The organism is Limosilactobacillus sp. (assembly GCF_051873075.1).
GTDB lineage: Bacteria > Bacillota > Bacilli > Lactobacillales > Lactobacillaceae > Limosilactobacillus.
This window is the reverse complement of sequence record NZ_JBJEEM010000019.1, coordinates 1-23909: the sequence shown is the minus strand read 5'-3', so window position 1 is coordinate 23909 and position 23909 is coordinate 1. Positions and strand designations below refer to the sequence as shown.

General features: G+C 50.6%; 23 protein-coding genes and 1 riboswitch. Of the genes, 18 read left to right on the top strand and 5 right to left on the bottom strand.

What is annotated here, in order from left to right; genetic code table 11:
* The first annotated feature begins 66 nt into the window (after positions 1–66).
* Positions 67–1044, top strand: coding sequence for a ribose-phosphate diphosphokinase (locus ACI31J_RS02730; RefSeq protein ID WP_439772917.1), 978 nt, complete (start codon positions 67–69; stop codon positions 1042–1044).
* 66 nt (positions 1045–1110) lie between these two features.
* On the opposite strand, the gene dapF is transcribed toward ACI31J_RS02730, so the two are convergent.
* Positions 1111–2112, bottom strand: coding sequence for a diaminopimelate epimerase (gene dapF / locus ACI31J_RS02725; protein WP_439772916.1), 1002 nt, complete (start codon positions 2110–2112; stop codon positions 1111–1113).
* 12 nt (positions 2113–2124) lie between these two features.
* On the bottom strand, positions 2125–3483 hold the full coding sequence (locus ACI31J_RS02720; protein ID WP_439772915.1) for an aspartate kinase: 1359 nt from the start codon (positions 3481–3483) through the stop codon (positions 2125–2127).
* A 209-nt stretch (positions 3484–3692) separates the two neighbouring features.
* A riboswitch (Lysine riboswitch) is annotated at positions 3693–3875 on the top strand.
* A gap of 98 nt (positions 3876–3973) precedes the next feature.
* Between ACI31J_RS02720 and lysA the strand changes: the two genes are divergently transcribed.
* The 8 genes from lysA (at position 3974) to ACI31J_RS02680 (ending at position 12166) form a co-directional block, all read left to right on the top strand.
* Positions 3974–5287, top strand: coding sequence for a diaminopimelate decarboxylase (gene lysA, locus ACI31J_RS02715; RefSeq protein ID WP_439772914.1), 1314 nt, complete (start codon positions 3974–3976; stop codon positions 5285–5287).
* A gap of 40 nt (positions 5288–5327) precedes the next feature.
* Positions 5328–6038, top strand: a complete 711-nt coding sequence (gene dapD, locus ACI31J_RS02710) for a 2,3,4,5-tetrahydropyridine-2,6-dicarboxylate N-acetyltransferase (RefSeq protein WP_439772913.1) — start codon at positions 5328–5330, stop codon at positions 6036–6038.
* Positions 6039–6047: 9 nt separating this feature from the next.
* Positions 6048–7196 carry an N-acetyldiaminopimelate deacetylase gene (locus tag ACI31J_RS02705; RefSeq protein WP_439772912.1) on the top strand — a complete coding sequence of 383 codons (1149 nt, stop codon included), beginning with the start codon at positions 6048–6050 and terminating at the stop codon, positions 7194–7196.
* A 15-nt stretch (positions 7197–7211) separates the two neighbouring features.
* Entirely contained in the window at positions 7212–8129 is a 918-nt protein-coding gene (gene dapA / locus ACI31J_RS02700; protein WP_439772911.1) for a 4-hydroxy-tetrahydrodipicolinate synthase, read from the top strand.
* Positions 8130–8145: 16 nt separating this feature from the next.
* Positions 8146–8925, top strand: coding sequence for a 4-hydroxy-tetrahydrodipicolinate reductase (gene dapB / locus ACI31J_RS02695; RefSeq protein WP_439772910.1), 780 nt, complete (start codon positions 8146–8148; stop codon positions 8923–8925).
* Positions 8926–8950: 25 nt separating this feature from the next.
* Positions 8951–10009 (top strand): aspartate-semialdehyde dehydrogenase, encoded by a 1059-nt coding sequence (locus ACI31J_RS02690; RefSeq protein ID WP_439772909.1) that lies wholly within the window; start codon positions 8951–8953, stop codon positions 10007–10009.
* A gap of 287 nt (positions 10010–10296) precedes the next feature.
* Positions 10297–11820 (top strand): LysM peptidoglycan-binding domain-containing protein, encoded by a 1524-nt coding sequence (locus ACI31J_RS02685; protein WP_439772908.1) that lies wholly within the window; start codon positions 10297–10299, stop codon positions 11818–11820.
* A 139-nt stretch (positions 11821–11959) separates the two neighbouring features.
* Entirely contained in the window at positions 11960–12166 is a 207-nt protein-coding gene (locus tag ACI31J_RS02680) for a hypothetical protein (RefSeq protein WP_439772907.1), read from the top strand.
* Between the two features lie 84 nt (positions 12167–12250).
* Here the strand turns inward: ACI31J_RS02680 and ACI31J_RS02675 are convergent, their stop codons facing one another.
* Both ACI31J_RS02675 and ACI31J_RS02670 read right to left on the bottom strand, forming a co-directional pair.
* The gene (locus ACI31J_RS02675; protein WP_439772906.1) at positions 12251–13189 is read right to left on the bottom strand and encodes a diacylglycerol/lipid kinase family protein; all 939 of its coding nucleotides are present in this window, start codon (positions 13187–13189) and stop codon (positions 12251–12253) included.
* 80 nt (positions 13190–13269) lie between these two features.
* Positions 13270–13485 carry a DNA-directed RNA polymerase subunit epsilon gene (locus ACI31J_RS02670; protein ID WP_439772905.1) on the bottom strand — a complete coding sequence of 72 codons (216 nt, stop codon included), beginning with the start codon at positions 13483–13485 and terminating at the stop codon, positions 13270–13272.
* Positions 13486–13620: 135 nt separating this feature from the next.
* On the opposite strand from ACI31J_RS02670, the gene ACI31J_RS02665 reads away from it, so the two are divergent.
* Together ACI31J_RS02665 and ACI31J_RS02660 are read left to right on the top strand one after the other, a co-directional pair.
* Positions 13621–14091: a hypothetical protein gene (locus ACI31J_RS02665; protein WP_439772904.1), complete on the top strand. Its 471-nt coding sequence runs from the start codon at positions 13621–13623 to the stop codon at positions 14089–14091.
* 151 nt (positions 14092–14242) lie between these two features.
* Complete coding sequence (locus ACI31J_RS02660) at positions 14243–15244, top strand: DNA-methyltransferase (protein ID WP_439772903.1); 1002 nt, start codon at positions 14243–14245, stop codon at positions 15242–15244.
* Between the two features lie 104 nt (positions 15245–15348).
* Here the strand turns inward: ACI31J_RS02660 and def are convergent, their stop codons facing one another.
* Positions 15349–15918, bottom strand: coding sequence for a peptide deformylase (def, locus tag ACI31J_RS02655; RefSeq protein ID WP_439772902.1), 570 nt, complete (start codon positions 15916–15918; stop codon positions 15349–15351).
* 256 nt (positions 15919–16174) lie between these two features.
* On the opposite strand from def, the gene pdhA reads away from it, so the two are divergent.
* From pdhA to typA, 7 genes are all read left to right on the top strand, one after another.
* Positions 16175–17275 carry a pyruvate dehydrogenase (acetyl-transferring) E1 component subunit alpha gene (gene pdhA, locus ACI31J_RS02650; RefSeq protein WP_439772901.1) on the top strand — a complete coding sequence of 367 codons (1101 nt, stop codon included), beginning with the start codon at positions 16175–16177 and terminating at the stop codon, positions 17273–17275.
* A 2-nt stretch (positions 17276–17277) separates the two neighbouring features.
* A complete protein-coding gene (locus ACI31J_RS02645; protein WP_439772900.1) occupies positions 17278–18255 on the top strand; it encodes an alpha-ketoacid dehydrogenase subunit beta in 978 nt (325 codons plus the stop codon).
* A 45-nt stretch (positions 18256–18300) separates the two neighbouring features.
* Positions 18301–19623 carry a 2-oxo acid dehydrogenase subunit E2 gene (locus ACI31J_RS02640; protein WP_439772899.1) on the top strand — a complete coding sequence of 441 codons (1323 nt, stop codon included), beginning with the start codon at positions 18301–18303 and terminating at the stop codon, positions 19621–19623.
* A 6-nt stretch (positions 19624–19629) separates the two neighbouring features.
* A complete protein-coding gene (lpdA, locus tag ACI31J_RS02635; RefSeq protein WP_439772898.1) occupies positions 19630–21072 on the top strand; it encodes a dihydrolipoyl dehydrogenase in 1443 nt (480 codons plus the stop codon).
* Between the two features lie 134 nt (positions 21073–21206).
* Positions 21207–21494 (top strand): UPF0223 family protein, encoded by a 288-nt coding sequence (locus ACI31J_RS02630; RefSeq protein ID WP_439772897.1) that lies wholly within the window; start codon positions 21207–21209, stop codon positions 21492–21494.
* Positions 21494–22264, top strand: coding sequence for an inositol monophosphatase family protein (locus ACI31J_RS02625; RefSeq protein ID WP_439772896.1), 771 nt, complete (start codon positions 21494–21496; stop codon positions 22262–22264). Before ACI31J_RS02630 ends, ACI31J_RS02625 begins: the two co-directional genes overlap by 1 nt.
* A 106-nt stretch (positions 22265–22370) precedes the next feature.
* Positions 22371–23909, top strand: a 1539-nt coding sequence (gene typA / locus ACI31J_RS02620) for a translational GTPase TypA (RefSeq protein ID WP_439772895.1), incomplete at its 3' end; no start/stop codon positions are given.

The window sequence follows — 23909 nt, the reverse complement described above, 5'->3', positions numbered from 1 at the left end:
TTGCCCATTCATTTGTTGCGATAATAAAAGTGGATTTTGTAGTGATTTTACAAAGGAGCATGAAACATGACGCAGATTAAAAACGCTGAGAACGTCCGCCTGTTTTCCTTAAACTCAAACCGGCCGTTAGCTGAGAGCATCGCTGAACGGATCGGATTGCCGCTGAGCCAGGCTTCCATCAGCCATTTCGCTGATGGGGAGATCAAGATCACGATTGACGAGAGTGTCCGTGGTTGTGAGGTTTACGTAATCCAATCCGTTTCCGATCCGGTTAACACCAACCTGATGGAATTGCTGATCATGGTTGACGCCCTCCGCCGGGCCAGTGCGACAAAGATCAACGTGGTGATGCCATACTATGGCTATGCCCGTCAGGATCGTAAGGCCCGGAGTCGGGAGCCAATCACCGCTAAATTGATCGCCAACCTTTTGGAAATGGACCAGATCGACCGGCTGGTCACCATCGACCTGCACGCCGCCCAAGTTCAGGGCTTCTTTGACATTCCGGTTGACCACCTGCAGGCTACTAGTTTATTTGCCAAGTACTGTGAGCAGCATGGTCTGACTGGGGATGACGTGGTCGTCGTTTCACCCGACCACGCGGGGGTTAGCTTAGCCCGGAAGTTTGCCGAACACATCAAGGCCCCAATTGCCATCGTTGATAATCGGGCAGATGAGGTTCGGGAACGGACCAACCAGTCGGTTCCCGAATACGTCATTGGGGATGTCCAGGACCGGATTGCGATCGTGGTTGACGATATTGTCGATACCGGTATCCGGATGAAGCTGTCGGCAGCCGCCCTGGAGAAGTTTGGTGCCAAGAAGATCTACGGGATTGCCACCCATGCCGTTCTTTCCGGTGATGCCGTCAATACGCTGGAGAATTCTGGCCTGGAGAAGATGATCGTTACGGATACGATCCAGTTGCCAGAGGAGAAGTGTTTCGATAAGCTGGTCCGGTTATCAGTTGCCGACCTACTGGCTGAGGCAATGGTCCGGATCCATAATCACCAGTCCATCGATACCCTGTTCAACCGTAAATAGTAATAGAAATACATAAAGACGCCTATCGCATTTTGCGATGGGCGTCTTTTTGCGTGTATGCGACATTTAATCAACAAGGTTTAACTGGGGAAGCTGGTTAACGAATGTTTGATAGGCATCCTGCTCGCCAGTCGCGGTGATTTGGCAATTAGCGGCTTGAACGCTAGCCTGGTGGAGGGCGGCTTCGTCTACCGCAATCCGGTGGGTAAAGGTGGCATTGCCGATCAGCTCAATCCAATACTCCTGGTCCTGATAGTGGACGATCGTCCGGACCTTGCCACCGGGGTTGAAGACCTCAATCGGCTGGTCGAAGCTGGCCTGATCGGGGTGCAGGAGGACAAACGCCAAGCTGGTGGCGGACATTCCGGTTCCGCAGGCGTTGGTAAAGCCCACTCCCCGTTCATAGGTCCGCACGAAGAGCTGATTTTGCCCGAGAATGTGGGCAAAGTTGACGTTGACCCCATCACTGAAGTAGGGATTTTCACCATTCAGGCGCCGACCGATCACCCCGAGGACATTATCCTGGAGCGCGGGGCGGTCGACAAAGCTGATCAGGTGCGGGTTCGGTACAGCGATGGCACTAAAGCGCAATTGTGGCCAAATCTCCGGCGCGGGGGTATCGAGCAGGCGGTCATGTCCCAGGTTAGCGAAGGGGAGGGCAGTCTTGTTAAAACGAACGGGTGAGATTTCAACGGCAAAGGCGGGCACGCCGTCAGCCAAATCGTCTTGTTTTCTGACTCGGAGACTAGCGTCGACAGTATCGACCTTGAACTGGTCGAGATGGTCTCGGTCGGCAACGTAACGGGCCACCGTCCGGAGACCGTTGCCACACATGGCGGCTTCGCTACCGTCGGCGTTGATCACCCGCATTTGGGCCTGTGAGCCAGCCCGAAACGGCTTATCGACCACGAGCACCCCGTCAGCGCCCCCCAACAGACCTTTCTTGGGATCCGTCAGCTGCTTGGTAAGCTGGCGAAGCTCGGGATCCGTCAGCGGTTGCTTGAGGCTGGTCTGATCCAAGATGAAGAACTGGTTCATAGAGCCATGGACTTTGAGTAGGGTTGGCATATTGATTCCTCCTTAGTTAGCAAAGAAACGGTGGTAGATGGCACGGACCGCGTTATCGGCGTCATCGTCATAGGTCCCAATCATAATAGAAATTCGAGAGGCCCCCTGGTTGATCATCGGTACGGCGATATGGTGTTGGGCTAGCGGGGCGAGGATGTCGTTGATGACGCCGATCCGGTTGCGCATCCCCTCGCCGACGACCATGGTGACAGCGTAGTTATTGATCCATTCGAGCCGGTCCGGGTTGACCGCCTCCTGGATCTCGTTGGAAATGGTGTCGATCAGCTGGTCGTTAACCAGGTTCCGGTCGAGGATGATGGTGATATCATCGATCCCGGATGGCATGTGTTCGTAAGGGATGTTGTGTTCGGCAAGAATCTGCAGGATCCGCAGGGTGAAGCCGACCTGCCTGTTCAGCAGGTACTTGTGGAGGTAGAGGGCCGCAAAATGTTTGCCGCTGACGATCCCGGTGACGATGTCGCTCGGCTGAAAGTCCTTATCGGGGACGATCAGGGTACCAGGCTTCTCTGGGTGCTGGGTATTCTTGACGTTGATGGGGATGTTGCCTTCGATTGCTGGAATTAGGGCTTCGTCATGGAAAACGGAAAAGCCAGCGTAGGAGAGCTCCCGCATCTCCCGATAGGTCATCCGGCTGATCGGCTGGGGGTTGTCAACTACGCTGGGGTTTGCCGCGTAGATCGCATCGACGTCGGTAAAGTTTTCGTACAGGTCGGCATGCAACCCGCGGGCCAGGATCGCCCCGGTGATGTCGGAACCGCCGCGAGAGAAGGTCGCAATATGACCAGCTAGGGTAATACCGTAGAATCCAGGGAAGATCAAAAGCTCACTCTGCTTGGCCGTGAACTGGTCTAGCAGACTGTAGGTTTCCGGGATCACGCTGGCGTTGTTAGGCTTCCCAGTGACTCGAATTCCGGCCATCGTTGGGGTGACGAAGCGAGCCTCATAGCCCAGGTGTTTGAGGATCAGGGCCATCAACTGGGCGTTAGACCGTTCGCCGTGCGCCTTGAAGGCCGCCATGAGGTAATCGTTGTTGGGATATTGTTCACTGGCCAGGTTGCGCAGGCGGTCAACGATTGGGGCCAGCTGGTCGTCTGGTAACTTGAAGTGGTTGGCAATTGCTTGGTAACGGGCAACGATCTGGTGAAGAACATCATCAAACGGCTTTTGATCAATTACCCGTTGAGCGTATTCGATCAAAAGGTCGGTCACCTTAACATCATCAGGAGTCCGTTTGCCCGGTGCGGAGGTTACCACCACCCGGCGCTCGGGATCCGCCGTGATAATCTTGATTGCTTGGGCAAATCCTTCCCCATCCGCTAAGGAACTGCCACCGAATTTAACTACTTTCATCTTCTAAAACTCCTTTGCGCAATAATTAAGAATTCACATTATTGCAAACGCATTTTAATCGAATTCTAACATGGAACTTAAAATAAGCAAGTGTTATTATCGGGGAACCGTCGAATATTAACGTTTTACTACATCTAATGAATTAAATAAAATTCATAAAAGTTAATTTAGTCTATTGACTTTCTCATAATTTGTTATAAGCTATAAACATAAATCGAAGAGGCGCAGCCAACACTAGTAACTAACCGGAGTGATGCCAAGCGATGATCGTTAGTGAACAGGGCGGTTGCCGAAGCGCCCAGGTCAGGCGGGACCGGGTTTGCTGGGGCGTGGCTGAATAAGTCACGGACTGTCGCAGGACAATAAGAGCCTGCGTTGCGCTATCGACAGATTAAATGGATAATCAATGTGATCCACTGTTTGTTCGCGCAAACAGTGGATTTTTTAATAGGTCGACTCCCCGCCGCAAAAGCATTGGAGGAAAAGACAGATGAATGAGCAATTAACCGATAATCAGATTAACGCTGCCGGGCACCTGACAATTGGTGGCTGTGACGCCATCGAGCTGGCCCATAAGTATGGGACCCCGCTGGTGGTTTACGACGTCAGCAAGATCCGTGACCAGATCCGGCGCTTCGAGAAGGTCTTTAACACCAACCATGTCGACCACGCGGTCAGTTACGCCAGCAAGGCCTTTGCCGCGGTTGCTATGTATCAGGTGGCTGCCGTCGAGGGGGCCCACATCGACGTGGTTTCCGGCGGGGAACTCTATACGGCGCTCAAGGCCGACTTTCCGATGGACCGGGTCAGCTTCCATGGCAACAACAAGTCGCGTGAAGAACTGCAGATGGCCATTCGCCACCATGTTGGGGTGATCATCCTGGATAACTTCCATGAGATCGACCTGCTGACCGACCTGCTGGAAGAAAACGACGCCCGGATCAAGGTCATGCTCCGAATCACCCCAGGGATCTCGGCTCACACCAATAAGTACATCCAGACGGGACAGGTTGACAGTAAGTTTGGTTTTGATCTGCAGTCTGGTCAAGCAGACGTCGCCCTGGAAAAGGTACTGGCCAACCCGCGGATGGAAATGCTTGGTCTGCATGCCCACATCGGTTCACAGATCTTTGAGCTGGCCGGCTTTGAAGGAGTTGCCGACAAGCTGGTTGCCGTGGCGGCCCACTGGCAGGACAAGTACGGTTATCAGGCACGGGTCATCAACATCGGCGGGGGCTTCGGCATTCGCTACGTCAGCACTGACCACCCCTTGATGCCGGAGGACTTCGTGGACGCCATCATCAAGGCGATTAAGCAGACGGTTGCCAAGACCAAACTGGCAATGCCGGCCATCTGGATTGAGCCGGGACGGTCAATCGTCGGGCCCGCGGGTTACAATCTCTACACGGTTGGCTCCCGTAAGGATGTTCCTGGCCTGAAGCCTTACGTGACCGTCGACGGGGGGATGGGGGACAACATCCGTCCCGCCCTCTACCAGGCCCAATACGAGACCGTCCTGGCCAATGATCCTAAGGCGCCGATTAAGGAACACGTTCGCCTGGCCGGCAAGTATTGTGAATCCGGCGATATTCTGAGTCAAGATCAAGGTCTACCGAAGACTAAACCCGGCGACGTCTTAGCAATGCTGGACACCGGGGCGTATGGTTACTCGATGGCCTCCAATTATAACCGCAACCCGCGGCCGGCGGTGGTCTTCGTCGAGAACGGCCACGACCAGCTGGTAATTGAGCGTGAGAGTTATGCTGACCTGGTTCACCTGGACCGGCCATACCAACAGCAGTAATTATTTATTCCTTATTAATATGTAGAAAGAGGTTATCGACATGGCAAAATTAGATGCACAGACGATTATTAACTACATTGGTAATGCTCCTAAAAAAACACCCGTGAAGGTCTACCTGCGTGGGGATCTGGCAAACCTGGCGTTCCCGGACGGCATCCAGCACTTTACCGAGGATCATAGTGGGGTGATCTTTGGGGACTGGTCAGTTGTCAAGCCCTTCCTCGACCAGGCTGGGAGCCGGATCGCTGACTACCACGTCGAAAACGACGCCCGCAATTCCGCCGTCCCGTTGCTGGATCTGAAGGGGATCAACGCCCGGATCGAACCGGGGGCCATCATCCGTGACAAGGTTTTGATTGGTGATAATGCCGTTATCATGATGGGAGCCACGATCAACATCGGGGCAGAGATCGGGGAAGGTTCCATGATCGACATGGGGGCCATCCTCGGTGGCCGGGCTATCGTCGGTAAGCATTGTCACATTGGGGCTGGAACCGTGTTGGCCGGCGTGGTCGAACCAGCTTCCGCCCAACCAGTCCGTATCGACGATAATGTCTTGATTGGGGCCAACGCCGTGGTGATCGAAGGGGTCCACGTCGGTGAAGGGGCCGTGGTAGCTGCGGGGGCCATCGTCACCCACGATGTTGCTCCGCACACCATGGTGGCTGGTGTCCCAGCTAAGTTCATCAAGAACGTCGACCAGCAGACCGAAAGCAAGACGGCCCTAGAAGACGACCTCAGAAAGCTGTAGGGTGAGCAGATGTTAACGGAAGAACAACTGATTAAGGTGCGGCGCCACCTTCACGAGATTCCGGAACTGGCGTTGCACGAAACCGAAACTCATGACTACCTATTAGAAGTAATTAAGCAATTCAACCAGGACCACCTGGAGATTCGGGTGCCAGCAGAACTGCCGACCGCGATCCTGGTCCTGGTCCACGGGACTGCTCCTCAGCGGACGATCGGCTACCGGACCGATATTGATGCCCTGCCGGTGACTGAGCAGACGGGATTGCCATTTGCCTCCCACCATCCGGGGGTCATGCACGCTTGCGGACATGATATCCACATGACCGTGGCACTGGGGGTGTTGAGCTACTTCAGTGACCACCAGCCCAAGGATAACCTGCTTTTCTTCTTCCAACCGGCGGAGGAAAGCGACTACGGCGGCAAGCGGGCCTATGAGGCTGGTGTCTTTTCCGGCAAGTGGCGCCCTGACGAATTCTACGGTCTGCACGATAACCCCGACCTGCCCGCCGGGGCGATTGGTTGCCGGATGGGGACCCTGTTTGCCGGAACCACCGAGGTCAACATTGACATCAACGGGAAGGGCGGTCATGCGGCTTATCCGCAAGATGCCAATGATACGGTGGTCGCCGCGGCCAGCCTAATCATGCAAGTGCAGACGATCATCTCCCGCAACATCGATCCGATTGCCAGCGGGGTGATTACCCTGGGGAAGGTTCGTGGGGGCACGATCCGCAACGTCATTGCGGGTCACACCCGCATTGAGGGGACGATTCGCGGCCTGACTCAAAAGATGATCGAACACATTGACCACCGCCTGCAGGCCGTCTGTGATGGAGTGGCCGCCAGCTTTGGCTTGGAGGTTAAGCTGGAACTCAATCAGGGGGGATATTGGCCGGTTGAAAACAATGATGAGTTGACCCGCCGTTTTATCGACTACATGCAGCAGGCCCCGGAAGTTAACTTTATAGAGACTGCACCAGCCATGACTGGGGAGGACTTCGGCTATCTCCTGGCTAAGTTCCCCGGGACGATGTTCTGGTTGGGGGTAGAAGACGATTCGCAACTCCACTCGGCAACCCTGACGCCCAACGAGGACGCCATTGAAAAGGGTGTCGACGCGATTACCGGTTTTCTGAATTACCGGATGCAAGAAAATTAATTGGAGGATAAAATTATGACGACTTTACAAGACGCAGATTTACTGACCGCAATTGTGACACCATTCGACGGTGACAACCACATTAACTTTGCTAGTCTCAAGACACTGACCAACCACCTGCTGGACGCCGGCAGCAATGGCTTTGTTATCGGGGGGACCACTGGTGAAACACCAACTCTGTCCCATGATGAGAAGATTCAGCTCTACCAGGAATTTGGCAAGATCATTGCCGGTCGTGTTCCGGTAATCGCCGGGACTGGGTCGAACAACACCCAAGAGACTATTGACTTCACCAATGAGGTGGCTGAAATTGACGGGATCGATTATGCTCTGGTGGTGGTGCCACCGTATAACAAGCCTAACCAGCGGGGGATGATTGCCCACTTTACCGCAGTGGCTGACCAAGTTAAGATTCCAATTATTATCTACAACATTCCGGGACGGACCGGGGTCAAGATGGCTGCCCAGACGGTCGTTGAACTCTCCCAACACCCGAATATTGCGGGGGTTAAGCAGTGTGCATCTTTGGAAGAAATGCAATACATCATCGAACACGCCGCTGATGACTTTGCCGTGTTCACCGGTGAGGATGCTCAAGCATTGACGGCCCGGGTTCTCGGCGCCAACGGGGTCATCTCCGTGGCATCTCACTGCTACGCCAATGAGATGCGCCAAATGTATGACCAACTGTACGCTGGCAACTACCAGAAGGCCGGTCAGTTGCAACGCCTGCTGACACCAAAGATGGCGGCCCTCTTCATGTACCCATCACCATCACCGGTCAAGGCCGTCTTAAACGCCCAGGGCCTCAACGCCGGCGGCTGCCGGTTGCCAATCCTCTCCTTAAACGATGAGGAGAAGCGGGCCTTAGAAAATGCCCTGGCCCTGCCGGCTAACTCCCTGAGTGCCCAAGACTTGCCACTGGACTTGTAAAAGGGCGGTGTTAAGCATGAAGAAGGTTTTAGTTGCCGGTGCCGCCGGTGCGATGGGGCAGAAGGCGGTTGAGCTGGTTAACTCCTTACCAGATGTCCAACTGACTGCTGTCCTGGCCCCTCATCTGGCGGCGGACCAGGCTGCCCAGTACCACCTGGCAGCAACGGTGAAGATTTACCATCAATTAGCCGATGTTGAGGACGGCATTGCAGATGTTTGGATTGATTTTACCTTGCCGGATGTGGTTTACGAAAACGTCAAGTTCGCCATCCAACACGGGATGCGGCCGATTGTCGGCACGACCGGATTGACCGATGACCAGGAAGAAGAGCTGATCCAGCTCAGTGCCCAGAATGGGCTTGGCGGCCTGATTGCGCCGAACTTTGGGATGTCCGCAGTTCTACTGATGAAGTTTGCCAAGGAAGCGGCGGCCTACTTTCCGGATGTTGAGATTATTGAGATGCACCATGCCGACAAGAAGGATGCCCCATCCGGGACGGCCCTGAGCACGGCCAAGCTCATTGATCAGGTGCGGACGGAACACGAGACTAACCCGGATGAACAGGAAAGCTTGCCGGGTTCGCGCGGGGGCGACTATCACGGTATCAAGATTCACGCCGTCCGCCTGCCGGGCTACATCGCCCATGAGCAAGTCCTCTTCGGGGGTGCCGGTGAGGCTTTGACCATTCGGCAGGACTCCTTTGACCGTCAGTCGTTTATGAGCGGGGTCAAGGTTGCCATAGAGAAGATTGACCAATTGGACCACCTGGTGATTGGCCTGGAGAATATCCTTTAGCACAGAGAGAAAGAAGAATCGTCATATGAGTAAGGAATATAATGTCGCAATTTTAGGGGCCACCGGTGCGGTGGGTACCCGTATGATTCAACAGTTGGAACAGTCAACCATCCCGGTCAAGAGCCTGAAGCTGTTGGCTTCCAGCCGGTCTGCCGGTAAAACGCTTCAGTTTAAGGGGCAACCGATCACGGTTGAAGAAGCAACTCCTGATTCATTTGAAGGGGTTGACCTGGTTCTTTCCTCGGCCGGTGGGAGCGTCTCGAAGCGCCTCCTGCCAGAAGCAGTCAAGCGTGGGGCCGTCTGTGTTGACAACACCAGTGCCTTCCGGATGGAACCGGACGTGCCGCTGGTCGTGCCCGAAGTCAACGAAGCGGCATTGAAGAACCATCATGGGATCGTGGCTAATCCGAACTGCTCAACCATTCAGATGGTCGTGGCCCTGGAACCGCTCCGCAAGGCGTTCGGTCTCAAGCAGGTCATCGTTTCAACCTACCAGGCCGCTTCCGGTGCTGGTCAGTCGGCCCTAAACGAACTGAAGCAGGAAGCTCAGGATTACCTGGATGGTAAGGAAATTCAAGAAGACGCCAAGATCCTGCCGACTAAGGGGGATAAGAAGCACTATCCGCTGGCCTTCAACCTCCTGCCGCAGATCGACGTCTTTGAGGACAACGGCTACACCCATGAGGAATGGAAGATGATCCACGAAACTAAGAAGATCATGCTCAATGATATGAATGCTAAGGATATCAAGGTCACTGCCACCTGTGTCCGGGTGCCGGTTCCGATTGCCCACGGGGAATCCGTCTACTTCACTGTTGATGACCCCAATGTGACCGTGGACCAGCTACGGGAAGCGCTGAAGGGGGCACCGGGCGTGATTCTTGAAGATGACCCTGCCCACCAGGTTTACCCGCAACCGCTGAACGCCGTTGGCAAGCGTGATACCTTCGTCGGTCGCCTGCGGGCCGATGAAGAAAATCCTGGTTCGTTCAACATGTGGGTCGTGGCCGATAACCTCCTGAAGGGGGCTGCCTGGAACACGGTTGAAAATGCTGAATGTTTAGTTAAGGATGGTCTCCTTTAGATTATGATCGAATTTTCATAATTGAATTTTTATTTAAAATAATAGGAATAGCATGAATCGCCTAAAGCAGCCGTTAACCTAACTTCACAACCATTAAAAAATCCCGACCAACAGGCATTTGCTTGCGAAAAGCTGGTCGGGATTTTGTTTTTGGCGATCGTTGAATATCGATAGCAGATCGGATGTTCGCTATACTATTAACTTAAATAATGCTAAAGTTAACATTGTATGCTTAACTAGATTATTAAATTTTGTATAAGACTATTCTTAGGAAGGAAGTTTTGCTTATGGTAAAACGAGCACATCATCGTTCGGCGGTCCGCCACGTGTTGGCTGGCACAATTGGTACTTTAGGGGCACTTGCGGTATCTACCCAAGTTGCCAGTGCCAACCATGTTATTGTTAAGGCAGGGGATACTGTTTGGAACATCGCCCAAAAACACCACTCCACAGTTTCAGCCCTGGAAAATGCTAATGCCAACACCATTAAGAAGGTCAGTGACAGTGTCGACCTGATCTATGCTGGCCAACAACTGACGCTTCCTGGCAGCGACACGACGATGCAGGCGGATGAGAATGGTTGCTATACCGTTAAGCCCGGCGATACCTTAAGCGAAATTGCTGAGAACTTCCACGTTTCTGTTGCGACCTTGATGGCTTGGAACGGCCTGACCAGTAACCAGCTTTACATCGGTCAGCAGTTAATCGTTGATGGCCAAAGCGCCGTGGTTGTACCAGCTGCTAACACTACCCCTGCTGCTCCAGTTGCCAGTGCGGCACCGGCGACTAGCCAGGAAAATACGGTAGTTGCTACGGCCCCTCAGGCACCGGTTCAATCGGCTGGTGCCAGTCAAGTGATTGTCAGCGCTACCCAACAAGATTCGACTAGTGCCGTCCAGCAGGGTACGCCAGCTTCGACCAGTACCGCTGTTTCCGACGGCGCGGGGGTTGTAGCCGCTAATACCAGTGCTAGCACCAGCACGGTGGCTTCGGCAACTGCTCAGTTGGCGGAAGCAACTACGATCAACAGTGCCAGCTCGAGTGCAGCCAGTCAGGTAACTGTGGCTTCCGGTGCTGTGACGACCTCGTCAGCAACATCTGAGGTGGAGGCTGAATCAACCGCCACAACGATGGCCACTGCATCCACAACGGCTGAATCAGCGGTAACCACCACGTCGGCTGCTTCGGCATCACCAGTTTCCACGACGCCTACCTCTGGTGCATCGGAATCAACGGTAGCGTCAACCGCAACGACGCTGGCATCTACCACGCCAGGATCATCAGCAACCGCTTCGGTATCGGCGACACCGCAACCAGTTGCCTCCCAAGCGATCACTAGTCAGGCACCGGCTTCACAGGAGGCTAGCCAGGCTCCAGCCCAAGCTAGTCAAGCCGCTACTTCTACCGCACCTGCTCAGCCGCAGAGCAGTGCTAGTCAGGATCTTCACTCCGGTTCCGTTGTCAGCTTGGCGGTGAAGGTTGCTAATACCAACAGCGTTCCTTATGTCTGGGGCGGGTCCTCGCTGAGCGGAATGGACTGCTCTGGCCTGGTTGACTATGTTTATGCTAACGCTGAAGGCAAGCAGTTGCCGCACAATACGGTGGCTTTGGAGAGCTGCGTCAACCAGCACTCCGTCAGTGAGGCCCAACCTGGCGACATCCTCTTCTGGGGTCAGCATGGGGCAACTTACCACTGTGCAATTTACACTGGCAACAACCAATTCGTTGCTGCGGCCAAGCCGGGAACCAACGTTGCTTCCTACGCGATCAGCCCATACTTTGAACCAAGCTTTGCCGGAACGGTTAAGTAATATTAGAAAATTATCACCAGAAAGTAACAAAAGTGTAACTCTGTAAGGGTTAACTTTTTCGGTTGAGCGTGCTATCTTACTTATATTGCAATTTGTTAATTGCTTTAAATATTTACTAATTTGTTTGGGAGTGTTTAAAGTGAGTAATAAGCATGAGATCGAAGAAGAGTTAAACCAGGCTCAGGAACGATTAGATGCGCTCTGCCGGAACGAAGCAATAAATGATGACTGCGGTGGGCAGACGGTGACCGTCCAGCCAACCTGTGGCGATGAAATGCAATCCTTGCGTGAGGAATGCAGCAACCTGCAGATTATTCTTGAAGCAATGGAAGCTTCTGAAGACTAACATGATAGGAGTCCTTTACGACTTCGTTTTCATTCAAAATAGCCCCAAGTATTCGGCCAAACCGGGTACTTGGGGCTATTTGTGTTATTTCAGTGGTTCCTGATAAAACGGGTAGCTAGCAGTTGAAATCAGCAGGTCCATGAATTGATTGCCAATCTCCTTGCTATCGACTTGGCCAAACTCCAGGGAGGTTGTGGTACAGTGGAAGGCTTTTCCGCGGAAATGCTTAGCAAAGCGTGAGTCAGCCAGCTTGCCATGAACGAATCGCCAGACCTGCCAGAAGGTGATCAGCCAGTTCTTGCGCTCGGCCACGATTAGGTCTAGTGAAGACTCATTAAGGCTGGCATCGGGGGCAATCTTGAATTGACCGCCCATGTATGGCTGGTTAGCGATGATTACGATATAGGCCTTTTTGAAGAAATCGCGACTGCCTTGCTGCTGGACCATCAGGGTGAATGGTTGCTGGTTATATAGAACGCTGATGGCATGGCGAAGGTAGGCGAAACGACTGAGGGAGTGGCGTTTGCCCCTCTTACGGTTGACCTGGCTGGTGATTGCCGCATCAAAGCCAATGCCGAGACTGTTGAAGAAGTAGTGGTCCTGCTCCTTGATCGTGTCATGGTAGTGACCGATGTTAATACGGTATTCTTGCTTGGCACCTAGGATCTGTTGCAACGCTTTTGTTGGCTCCAGCGAAATGCCGTAACCCTTGGCGAAATCGTTGTTGACGCCGACGGGGATATAGGCGAGCGGAATTTGAGCCGGATAGGTGGAACCGGATTTTATCAGACCGTTTAATACATCATGCAGGGTTCCATCGCCACCGACGACAATAACGGTTAACGGCTCCGCAGTCTTTTCTTGACCGATTTTGGTGGCCAGGTATTCGGCATCACCGGCTTCTTTAATTAGCTGGTAGCGGTATTGAACATTTTCCTGGTCAAGCTGTTCCTTGATTTGTTGCCAAGCATTTTTGGCCCTGCCATTACCGGCGAAGGGATTGATGATAATTGAATAATGCATTGTCGTTCTTCCTTTGCTGAAATTAAGCATTTAAACAAAGAAGGTTGCGACAAAAATTGCCGCAACCCCCATCGACGTCATTAATCAAATGTCGTAATCTTAAAATTAGGATTCTGCTTTTCGTAAGCGAGGGCCTTATCATCAAGTTGTTCAACGTACTCGATGCTATAGTCGGTGTTATGCTCAACCATCAGCAGCGCCTCAGCTTCTGAATCAGCTTCGAGGTACAGAGATTGAGTGTTTTCACGGACCGGCCGCTTCGTCTTATCCGGTTGGTAGTATACCTTAAAAGTCATACTTTAAAAACTCCTTAGTTAGATATTGATTACTGTAATTACTCTATCCATTTTAGCACAACTAATCAATGCTGTCCTAGAATTTAGCGACATGGTATTATTAAGTCAACGAAGAAATAGGAGTGGGGCGATAATATGCGAATATTTTGGATATGCCTGATTGCCGTTATCATTGTAATCGGCCTGTACGTGGCAATTCACCGGGTCTTGATTAATCGGGCAACAATCATGCTACGCAACCGTGCACAAGAGGTGACGGATCAAGCCGTCAATAGCAGCTTGAGACAATTGCTGGATTGGGATCGGACGCTGACCTCGCAGCTGGTAGCTGACGTTTGGGGCAAAGGGGTTTTGGCCTTTGAGTATCACTTCGACAGCAAGGATGCCGGACAAGGACTTAACCAGCAACGGCTCAGTCAATCCCTGGCGACGTATGCTGAGCAGCAAAAACTGACGGCCATTCGTCCAGGCAAGCCGGTTTTTGTAGTGACCGACTGGTGGCAATATGAAGGAGTCCTGCACATTGATGTGGCCTACCTGCTGAACGAATCAACTGTTGAATACGTCAGTGACCTCAAGCGATTGGACCACCACGCCAAGAAGTAAGAGCTGATTATTAATAAAAATGCCCGCTTAAGTATATGGATGAAAAACATCTTGTACGTGGCGGGTATTCTCTATGTTTAGTTTTGTGAAATAATGATTCGGTTGTTATAATAAAGGCTTAGTAGCACGCAATTAGTGAAAGGGATGGAGTATGGGCAAATCTAAGCGAAACAAAACGATCGATTTCTCACTTGCCGATGTTCCGGCAGGAGTACTAGAAAGCATTAAAGATGAGCACACCGATTTCTCTAAGCTCAGTAACATCATTAACCAAACTATTAATGGGGACTCCTTTAAGATTATGAAGAAGATGCCCAATAACTTTGTTGATCTTGCCCTAATCGACCCACCTTATAATATCAATAAAAAGTATGATGGAATGAACTTTAAGAAAATGGCGGAAGCTGACTATCAAAAATATACCCGGGGCTGGGTCGATTTAATAAAGCCGAAATTAAAGTCCAATGCAAGCCTATATGTCTTTTCTGACTGGAATACCAGCATTGCCATTGCCCCAATCCTTGCGGAAAGCTTCACCATTAAAAATAGAATAACCTGGCAAAGAGAAAAGGGCCGCGGCTCCTTATCAAACTGGAAAAACGGGATGGAAGATATTTGGTTCTTGGTAAATAATAAGAACGATTACACCTTTAACATCGACCAGGTTAAGCTAAGAAGAAAGGTAATCGCGCCTTACCGGAAAAATGGCAAGGCAAAGGGGTGGAACGAGACCGCTAGTGGTAACTTCCGGGATACAATGCCTTCTAATTTCTGGGATGATATTTCAATTCCTTACTGGTCGATGCCCGAAAACACGGGGCACCCAACCCAAAAGCCGGAAAAGTTACTTGCTAAAATTATTCTGGCAAGCTCTAATGAAAACGATATTATATTTGATCCGTTTGCGGGCGCAGGTTCAAGCCTCGTGACGGCCAAGAAGCTTAATCGCCGTTACGTCGGAATAGAGCAGAGCAAGCTGTACACCGCCTGGGGGGCCTACCGGTTAATTAAGGCTGAACATGAAAAAAATATCCAAGGCTATACCGATGGAGTATTTTGGGAACGAAATACGCTAGCTGCACAACGGGTGCTGGCCAAGAAGGGTAAAAAAGGTAGCGCTATCCCCCAAGATACTAATAAAAATACCCGCTGATCATCCAGATGAGAATTCATCTGATGTTCAGCGGGTATTTTTTTGTAGTCGCAAAACGGTGTGAGCGTGGGGCTTACCGTACTCACCACCGTTGCCTTGATGATCTAGCTGATCATGATAGTGCCTTCTGGAGCCTCGAATGGGTGATCCTTATTGATGTGGTCGTAGAACAGGACGCCATGCAGGTGGTCGATTTCGTGTTGGCAGACAATTGCCGGATAGTTCTTTAAGCGGACCTGGTGCTTTTCACCGTTGACATCCTGGTAGCGCAGGGTGATCCGGTCGTGCCGGGGAACGTAACCGGGAACGTCTTTGTCGACGGAGAGGCAACCCTCGCCTTCCGTTAAGGCCCCATATTGGACGGATTCGCTGACGATCACTGGGTTGATGATCACGTCCTTGAACAGGGGTTTAGCGTCCGGGTCGTCATCATCGATTGGCGGAACTAAAACGGCGGCCATTTGCTTGGAAACCCCTACTTGTGGTGCAGCCAGGCCAACGCCGGCACGAAGCTTGTACTTTTCGCACAGCTCGGGATCCTGACTAACCTCAAGGTATTCCATCATCTTTTTTGCTAATTCTTGATCTTCTTTTGAGAGTGGGAACTCAACTTTTGCTGCTCGCTTTCTCAAGACGGGGTTGCCGTCGCGAGTAATATCTTTCATAAGGTACAAGAATATTCGCCTCCAAAATTTACTCTAACTCATTAATTTTATCATATTTAGCAGAAATAGCTAAGTTAAATAAACTATATTCATAAAAAAATACGCTAATATTTAAAATAACATTTTCACAAGTACTTTTTAGTCATTTCTTTATAAAAAAGTACATGAAAGCGCTTGTTTTATGGCAAAAAAAGCATATACTAGAAAATGTAAGTAGGCAATCGCTTACATGATGTTAATTGGATTTGGAAAGGGATGTTTTATAATGGCCAAAGCTGTTGACTTTGCAAAGATTAAAGCCGATGAAGGCGCTGCATACGCAAAGCCTGTTCAAATTCTTGATAATGATGGGAACGTTGTTAACAAGGACTTAATGGCTAATTTCACTGATGACCAATTAGTAGACTTAATGAAGAAAATGGTTTGGGAACGTGCACTGCACGAACAAACTATGAGCTTCTCACAACAAGGTCGTTTAGGTTTCTACGCTCCAACCTGGGGTGAGGAAGCCTCCGAAATGGGTACGGCATCAGCATTCAAGAAGCAAGACTTCCTTTGTCCTGCATACCGTGACTTACCACAACTGATTCAACACGGTGCTACTGTTGCTCAAATGTACCTGTGGTCCAAGGGTCACCTCAAGGGTAATATGTTCGAGGCTCGTGCCCTTCGTCCACAAATTATTATTGGTGCTCAAATGGTTGAAATGGCCGGTGCTGCACTTGGTATCAAGAAGAACGGCGAAAAGGATGCCGTTGCTTATGCCTACACTGGTGAAGGTGGTTCTTCACAGGGTGACACCTACGAAGGGATGAACTTCGCCGGTGCCTTCCAAGCACCTGCTGTGTTCATCATCCAGAACAACGGTTGGGCAATTTCTTACCCACGTAAGCTTCAAACTGCAGCACAAACCATTGCACAAAAGGGTGTTGCTGCTGGTATCCCAGGCGTTCAAGTTGACGGGATGGATGTACTGGCATGTTACGAAGTTGCTAAGGAAGCACGTGAATACGCTGCTGCCGGCAACGGCCCAGTTCTGATTGAAACCTTAACTTACCGGTTCGGTGCCCACAGTTCTGCTGGTGACGACCCTAGTCGGTACCGTACCAAGGAAGAAGAAAAGCCTTGGTTCGACAAGGACCCTCTGATTCGGCTTCGTAAGTACTTAACTAAGAAGGGCCTCTGGTCTGAAGACGAAGAAAAGAAGTACGCCGATGAATGCAAGGACGACTTCAAGAAGGCTATCAAGGAAGCTGACTCTGTTGAACCAGAAAAGGTTTCTGACATGCTGAAGCGGACCTTCGAAGTACCAACCCCAGATATTAAGGAACAAATCAAAGAGTACGAAGCAAAGGAGTCGAAGTAATCATGGCTAAAAAGACATATATCAAAGCTATTACTGAAGGTATTGACATTGCTTTGGCTGAAGATCCAAAGACATTGGTCTTCGGTGAAGATGTTGGTAAAAACGGTGGTGTCTTCCGTGCTACTAATGGCTTACAAGAAAAGTACGGTAAGGACCGGGTATTCAGTACCCCACTTGCTGAATCAGGTATTTTAGGGATGTCAATTGGTCTGGCTGCTACTGGCTGGCGTCCAGTTCCAGAAATTCAGTTCATGGGCTTCACTTTTGAAGCAATGGACTCCATTGCCGGACAAATGTCACGTGTTCGTTTCCAATACGACGGCACTAAGAACATGCCAATCACCATCCGGACTCCTTACGGTGGTGGTACCCACACTGCTGAACTCCACGGGGACGACCTCGAAAACTTCTTCGTTGGTATCCCAGGACTCCGGGTTGTTACCCCAAGTTCTGCTTACGATGCTAAGGGTCTGGTAATTTCTGCTATTGAAAACAACGACCCAGTTCTCTTCCTCGAAAACCTTCGCCTCTACCGTTCTGTTAAGGGCGAAGTTCCTGACGACAAGTACACTGTTCCGTTGGACAAGGCTAACGTTGTTCAAGAAGGGAACGACGTTACGATCGTTACCTATGGTGGGATGGTTCCAGAAGCTGTTAAGGCTGCTAAGAAGCTGGCCAAGGATAACATTTCTGCTGAAGTTATCGACCTTCGTTCACTTTACCCACTTGATACTGACACGATCTTCGAATCCGTCAAGAAGACTCACCACGTGGTAATCGTTCAAGAGTCACAAAAGATGGCCGGTGTTGGTGCCCAAGTTGCATCTGCAATTTCTGAAGGTGCCATCATGTACCTGGATGCCCCAATTACCCGGGTTGCTGCACCTAACTCAGTCTACCCATTCCCAATGGCCGAAGACGTATGGCTTCCACGTGCCAAGGAAGTTGAAGACGCAGCTCGTCAAGTAGTTAACTATTAATCACAGCCAATTCGCTACGATTAATTAGAAAGGAAGTTAAATAATATGGCTTACAAGTTCAGACTACCTGAAATGGGTGAAGGCCTTACTGAAGGTGACATCGCTTCATTCCTGGTTAAGGAAGGCGACCAAATCAAGGCCGATGATCCATTAGTAGAAATTCAAACTGACAAATCAACCACACAATTAGTATCACCAGTTGATGGGACCGTTACTAAGCTGGACGCTAAGGAAGACGATCACGTTGAAAAGGGTGACGACCTGGTTGAAATCGACGACGGCAAGGATGGCGTAAGCACCAACGTTGAAGCTGACGATGACGATTCAGACGATGCTGATGAAGCACCGGCTGAAGAAGAATCCGCTGCTCCTGCTGAAAGTGCTGCTCCAGCAAAGCCAGCTGCACCTGCCAAGGGTGGCGTTGCACCATTAGCAGAACCAAACAAGCTGGTTATGGCAATGCCATCAGTTCGTCAATACGCTCGTGACAAGGGTGTTGACATCTCCTTAGTACAGCCAAGTGGTAACCACGGCCAAGTTCTGAAGGAAGATATTGACAACTTTAACGGTGCTGCTGCTAGTGCTCCAGCTGCTTCTGCGGAAGCTGCTGCCGCTGCACCAAAGGCTGGTAACACGATCAAGCCTTACACCGGTGCTGGTGAAGATGCTGAAACCCGTGAACCATTGTCCAACATGCGGAAGATCATTGCTAAGAACATGCGTGACTCCGTTGACATCAGTCCAATGGTTACTGTCTTTGCAAATGCCGAAGTTTCTAAGCTGATGGCTAACCGGAAGAAGTACAAGCCAGTTGCTGCTGACCAGGGCATTCACTTGACCTTCTTGCCTTACGTTGTTAAGGCTCTCATCGCCATGATGAAGAAGTACCCAGAATTCAACAGTTCAATTGATGACAGTACTCACGAATTAGTTCAAAAGCACTACTACAACATTGGTATTGCGACGAGCACTGATCATGGTCTGTACAACCCTAACATTAAGAACGCCGACTCCAAGAGCATGTTCGAAATTGCTAAGGAAATCTCTGATAACGCACAAGCTGCCGAAGACAACAAGCTTAGTCCAGACAGCATGGCCCATGGTTGCATGACCATCTCCAACATTGGTTCTATGCGTGGTGGCTGGTTCACTCCAATCATCAACCAACCAGAAGTTGCTATTCTTGGGATGGGAACCATTGCTACTGAACCAATTGTTAATGACGAAGGCGAAATTGTCGTTGGTCACAACATGAAGTTATCATTGACTGTTGACCACCGTCTGATCGATGGTGCCCTTGCTACTGAAGCTTTGAACTACTTGAAGAAGCTTCTTGAAGATCCAGAATTGTTATTGATGGAGGGCTAATTAAATATGGCTGATGTTGAAAAGAAAGATACGGTTATTATCGGAGGGGGTCCTGGTGGCTACGTTGCTGCCATTCGGGCTTCCGAACTAGGACAAAAGGTTACCCTGATTGAAAAGGATGACGGTAAAGACGGTCACGCCGGCTTGGGTGGTGTCTGCTTGAACATTGGTTGTGTTCCTTCCAAGGCCTTGATTGCGGCTGGTCACCGGCTTCGTGAAGCCCGTGATGCCTCAACCTACGGTATTTCTAAGACCGACGCAACGATTGACTTTGCAAAGACCCAGGACTGGAAGCAACACAAGGTTGTTGACCGGATGACCCGTGGTGTTAAGATGCTTTTGAAGAAGCACAAGGTTGAGATCATCAATGGTGTTGCCATGATGGACAACGACCACCAGCTTCGGGTTATGAAGTCTGGTCCTAAACAGTTCATGGACTTTGACGGCGGTACCAAGATCACTTGGAACAATTTGATCTTGGCAACTGGTTCTCGTCCAGTGGAAATCCCTAACTTCAAGTTTGAAGGTCGGGTCATCGACTCTACCGGTGGCTTGAACCTGCCAGAGATTCCAAAGGAACTGGTTGTCATCGGTGGTGGTTACATTGGGACTGAATTGGCTGGTGCTTATGCCGACCTTGGTTCTCACGTAACAATCATTGAAGGGACCGATAGCATCCTTGGCGGCTTTGACAAGGACATGGTTAGCGTAGTTGTCAAGAACCTGAAGAAGAAGGGCATTGACATCATCACGAAAGCCATGGCTAAGAACTCTACTCAGGATGATTCCTCTGTCACGGTTACCTACGAAGTTGATGGCAAGGAAAACAGCATTAAGGCTGACTACTGCATGGTTTCCGTTGGTCGGAAGCCAAACACCGATAACTTTGCCCTTGATATGACGAGTGTTAAGCTCAACGATCACCATCAAGTGATTGTTGATAAGCAGGGACGGACCAACGTACCAGGCATCTGGGCAGTTGGTGACATTGTCCCAGGTCCTGCCTTGGCTCACAAAGCCTTCTTTGAAGGTAAGACCGCTGCTGGAGCGATTGCCGGTAAGAACACCGCCAATGACTGGGTAGGTGTACCCGCTGTCTGCTTCTCCGATCCTGAATTGGCTCAAGTCGGAATGACTGCTGCCGAAGCTAAGGAGAAGGGAATCGAAGTTGCTACCGCTAAGTTCCCATTTGCCGGGAATGCGCGTGCGGTATCACTTGACCAACCAGATGGTTTTGTCCGCTTCACCTACACTAAGGACAAGAAGAACGTTGTTGGTGCCGAAGTTGTTGGACCAGAAGCAAGTACGCTGGCTGGTGAATTATCATTAATCGTTAACTGCGGTATGAATGTTGAGGATGTTGCCTTGACCATTCACCCACACCCAACCCTTAATGAACCAATTCAAGAAGCCGCTGATATTGCAATGGGCTTCCCAACCCACATTTAATTAAGTTACTAACATCTTAATCAAATCCAGAATGCGTTGTCGTAATCGACAACGCATTTTTGGTTTTAAATGGATAACGTTTGACGGGGAAGAATTGTATAATAGAAATAAAGTTATTTGAGGGGGATCAATCAATGCAAAGCCAAAATTATTCTTATCCGTTAAATCCGAGCTGGTCAACGGCTGAAATGGAAACGGTGATTGTACTGTTGCGAGCGGTTGAAGACGCCTATGAGGTGGGAATTAACCGGCAAGAGTTCCTAAAGCGTTACCGGGCCTTTAAGCAGATCGTTAATTCCAAGGCCGAGGAAAAGCAAATCGGCCGGGACTTTGAGCACGAGTCTGGCTATGTCCTTTACCGGGTGGTTAAACAGGCACAGGGGAGCGATGCCCGGACAATTAAGATGGTTGGCGATAGATAATGCTAGAAGAAATTGATTCACAAGTACAAGCACTGTTGCGGACGGTTAATCGGCGGGCCCTGCACCACTTGGATGGTTCGTCCTATCAGGTCGACACCAAAAGCAGCTACAGCGACCTGGTGACTACGATTGACCGGCAAAATGAGCAGGAAATTGATCGTGAGCTTCGGCTAATTGACCCGGGATGTCGAATCCTAAGCGAGGAGGGCTTTGGTGACCAGCAGCTCGGTGACTTGGCCGGCCACGTTTGGATTGTTGACCCCCTGGATGGGACACTTAACTTTGTCAAACAGCATGACCGTTTCGGAATCATGCTGGCCTTGTATGTCGATGGTCAACCGACCCTGGGCTACATCATGGATGCAGTCAATGCTGACCTTTATCACGGGGGCAATGGCTGGGGTGTCTTCAAAAATGATCACCGCCTGCCGACGCCGGTTAATACCAGCCTTCATGATAGTCTGATCGCCATCAGCAGCTCCCTGATCTTGGACAACGTTGCCAACCTCCCGCAAGTGGCACGGCAGGCGAGTGGATTGCGGATGTACGGCAGTGCGGCGATGGAAATGATCGGGGTGCTGACCGGGGAATTGGGTGCCTACATTTCACATTTGCGGCCGTGGGACCTTGCCCCGGGCCGGGTATTGGCGGAAGAATTAGGATTGACCGTTAAATCAATTGACGATGATGGAATAAGTGTGCTATCATCTAATCTTGTATTAGTAGCGACAAAGCGAGCGAGCCAGGATATCCTGCGTCTCACTGACTAGTTGTCGAAGCTGTGACCTCTAATTGTCACAGTTTTTTTATGAAATCAGTCTCGAACCAGTGTATACTAGTTAAGATGAACATTGAAACGAAAGGAAGAATTACGCTTTGAAAACTCGTGAGGACATTCGTAACATTGCGATTATTGCCCACGTTGACCACGGTAAGACTACCCTGGTTAACGAAATGTTGAAGCAATCAGATACTTTACCAGAACACTTCAGCATCCAGGACCGGGCCATGGATACTAACGCCATTGAACGGGAACGTGGGATCACGATCCTGTCCAAGAACACGGCCGTTAAGTACGGTAAGTACCAAATTAACATCCTGGATACGCCAGGTCACGCTGACTTCGGTGGTGAAGTTGAACGTGTTATGAAGATGGTTGATGGGGTACTCTTGGTTGTCGACGCCTTTGAAGGAACCATGCCACAGACGCGGTTCGTTTTGAAGAAGGCCTTGGAACAACACCTGACGCCAATCGTTGTTATCAACAAGGTTGACCGGAAGGGTGCTCGTCCAGAAGAAGTTGTTGACGAAGTGCTGGACCTCTTCATTGAACTGGGTGCGGACGAAGACCAGCTGGACTTCCCAGTTGTTTACACTTCTGCCATGAACGGGACTTCTAGTTACGATTCCGATATTTCTACTCAGGAACACACGATGAAGCCGCTGTTTGATACGATCGTTAAGACGATTCCAGCTCCAGTTGACAACTCCGATGAACCGTTGCAGTTCCAAGTTGCCATCCTGGATTACAACGACTTCGTTGGCCGGATCGGGATCGGTCGGGTCTTCCGTGGTAAGATCAAGGTTGGAGACAATGTTACCCTGATGAAGCTTGACGGGACCAAGAAGAACTTCCGGGTTACGAAGCTGTTCGGTTTCTTCGGTCTGAAGCGGTTGGAAATCAAGGAAGCCAAGGCTGGTGACCTGATTGCCGTTTCCGGGATGGAAGACATCAACGTCGGTGAAACGGTTGCTGATGCAGAACACCCAGAAGCATTGACTCCGTTGCGGATTGATCCACCGACACTGCAAATGACTTTCCGGACCAATGACTCACCATTTGCTGGTCGGGAAGGTAAGTTTGTAACTGCTCGTCAATTGGAAGACCGTCTGAAGCGTGAAATGCAGACCGATGTTTCCCTTAAGGTTGATGACACGGATGACCCAGGTGCCTGGACCGTTTCTGGTCGTGGTGAATTGCACCTGTCCATCCTGATCGAAACCCTGCGGCGGGAAGGTTACGAATTGTCCGTTTCCCGTCCACAAGTTATCTACCGTGAAATTGACGGTGTGATGTGTGAACCATTCGAAGAGGTTCAAATCGATACGCCAGATGAATACACTGGTGCCGTTATCGATAGCCTTTCTAAGCGGAAGGGTGAAATGAAGAACATGGAACCTGGCGAAAATGGCCAGACCCGTCTGATCTTCCTGGCACCATCACGTGGTTTGATCGGTTACTCCACTGAATTTATGACTCAAACCCGTGGTTACGGGATCATGAGCCACACCTTTGAAAAGTACGCTCCAGTAATCAAGAACTGGAACCCAGGCCGTCAAAAGGGTACCCTGGTTTCCATGAATGCTGGTAAGGCTACTACCTACGCTATGATGGGGATCGAAAGTCGTGGTCAA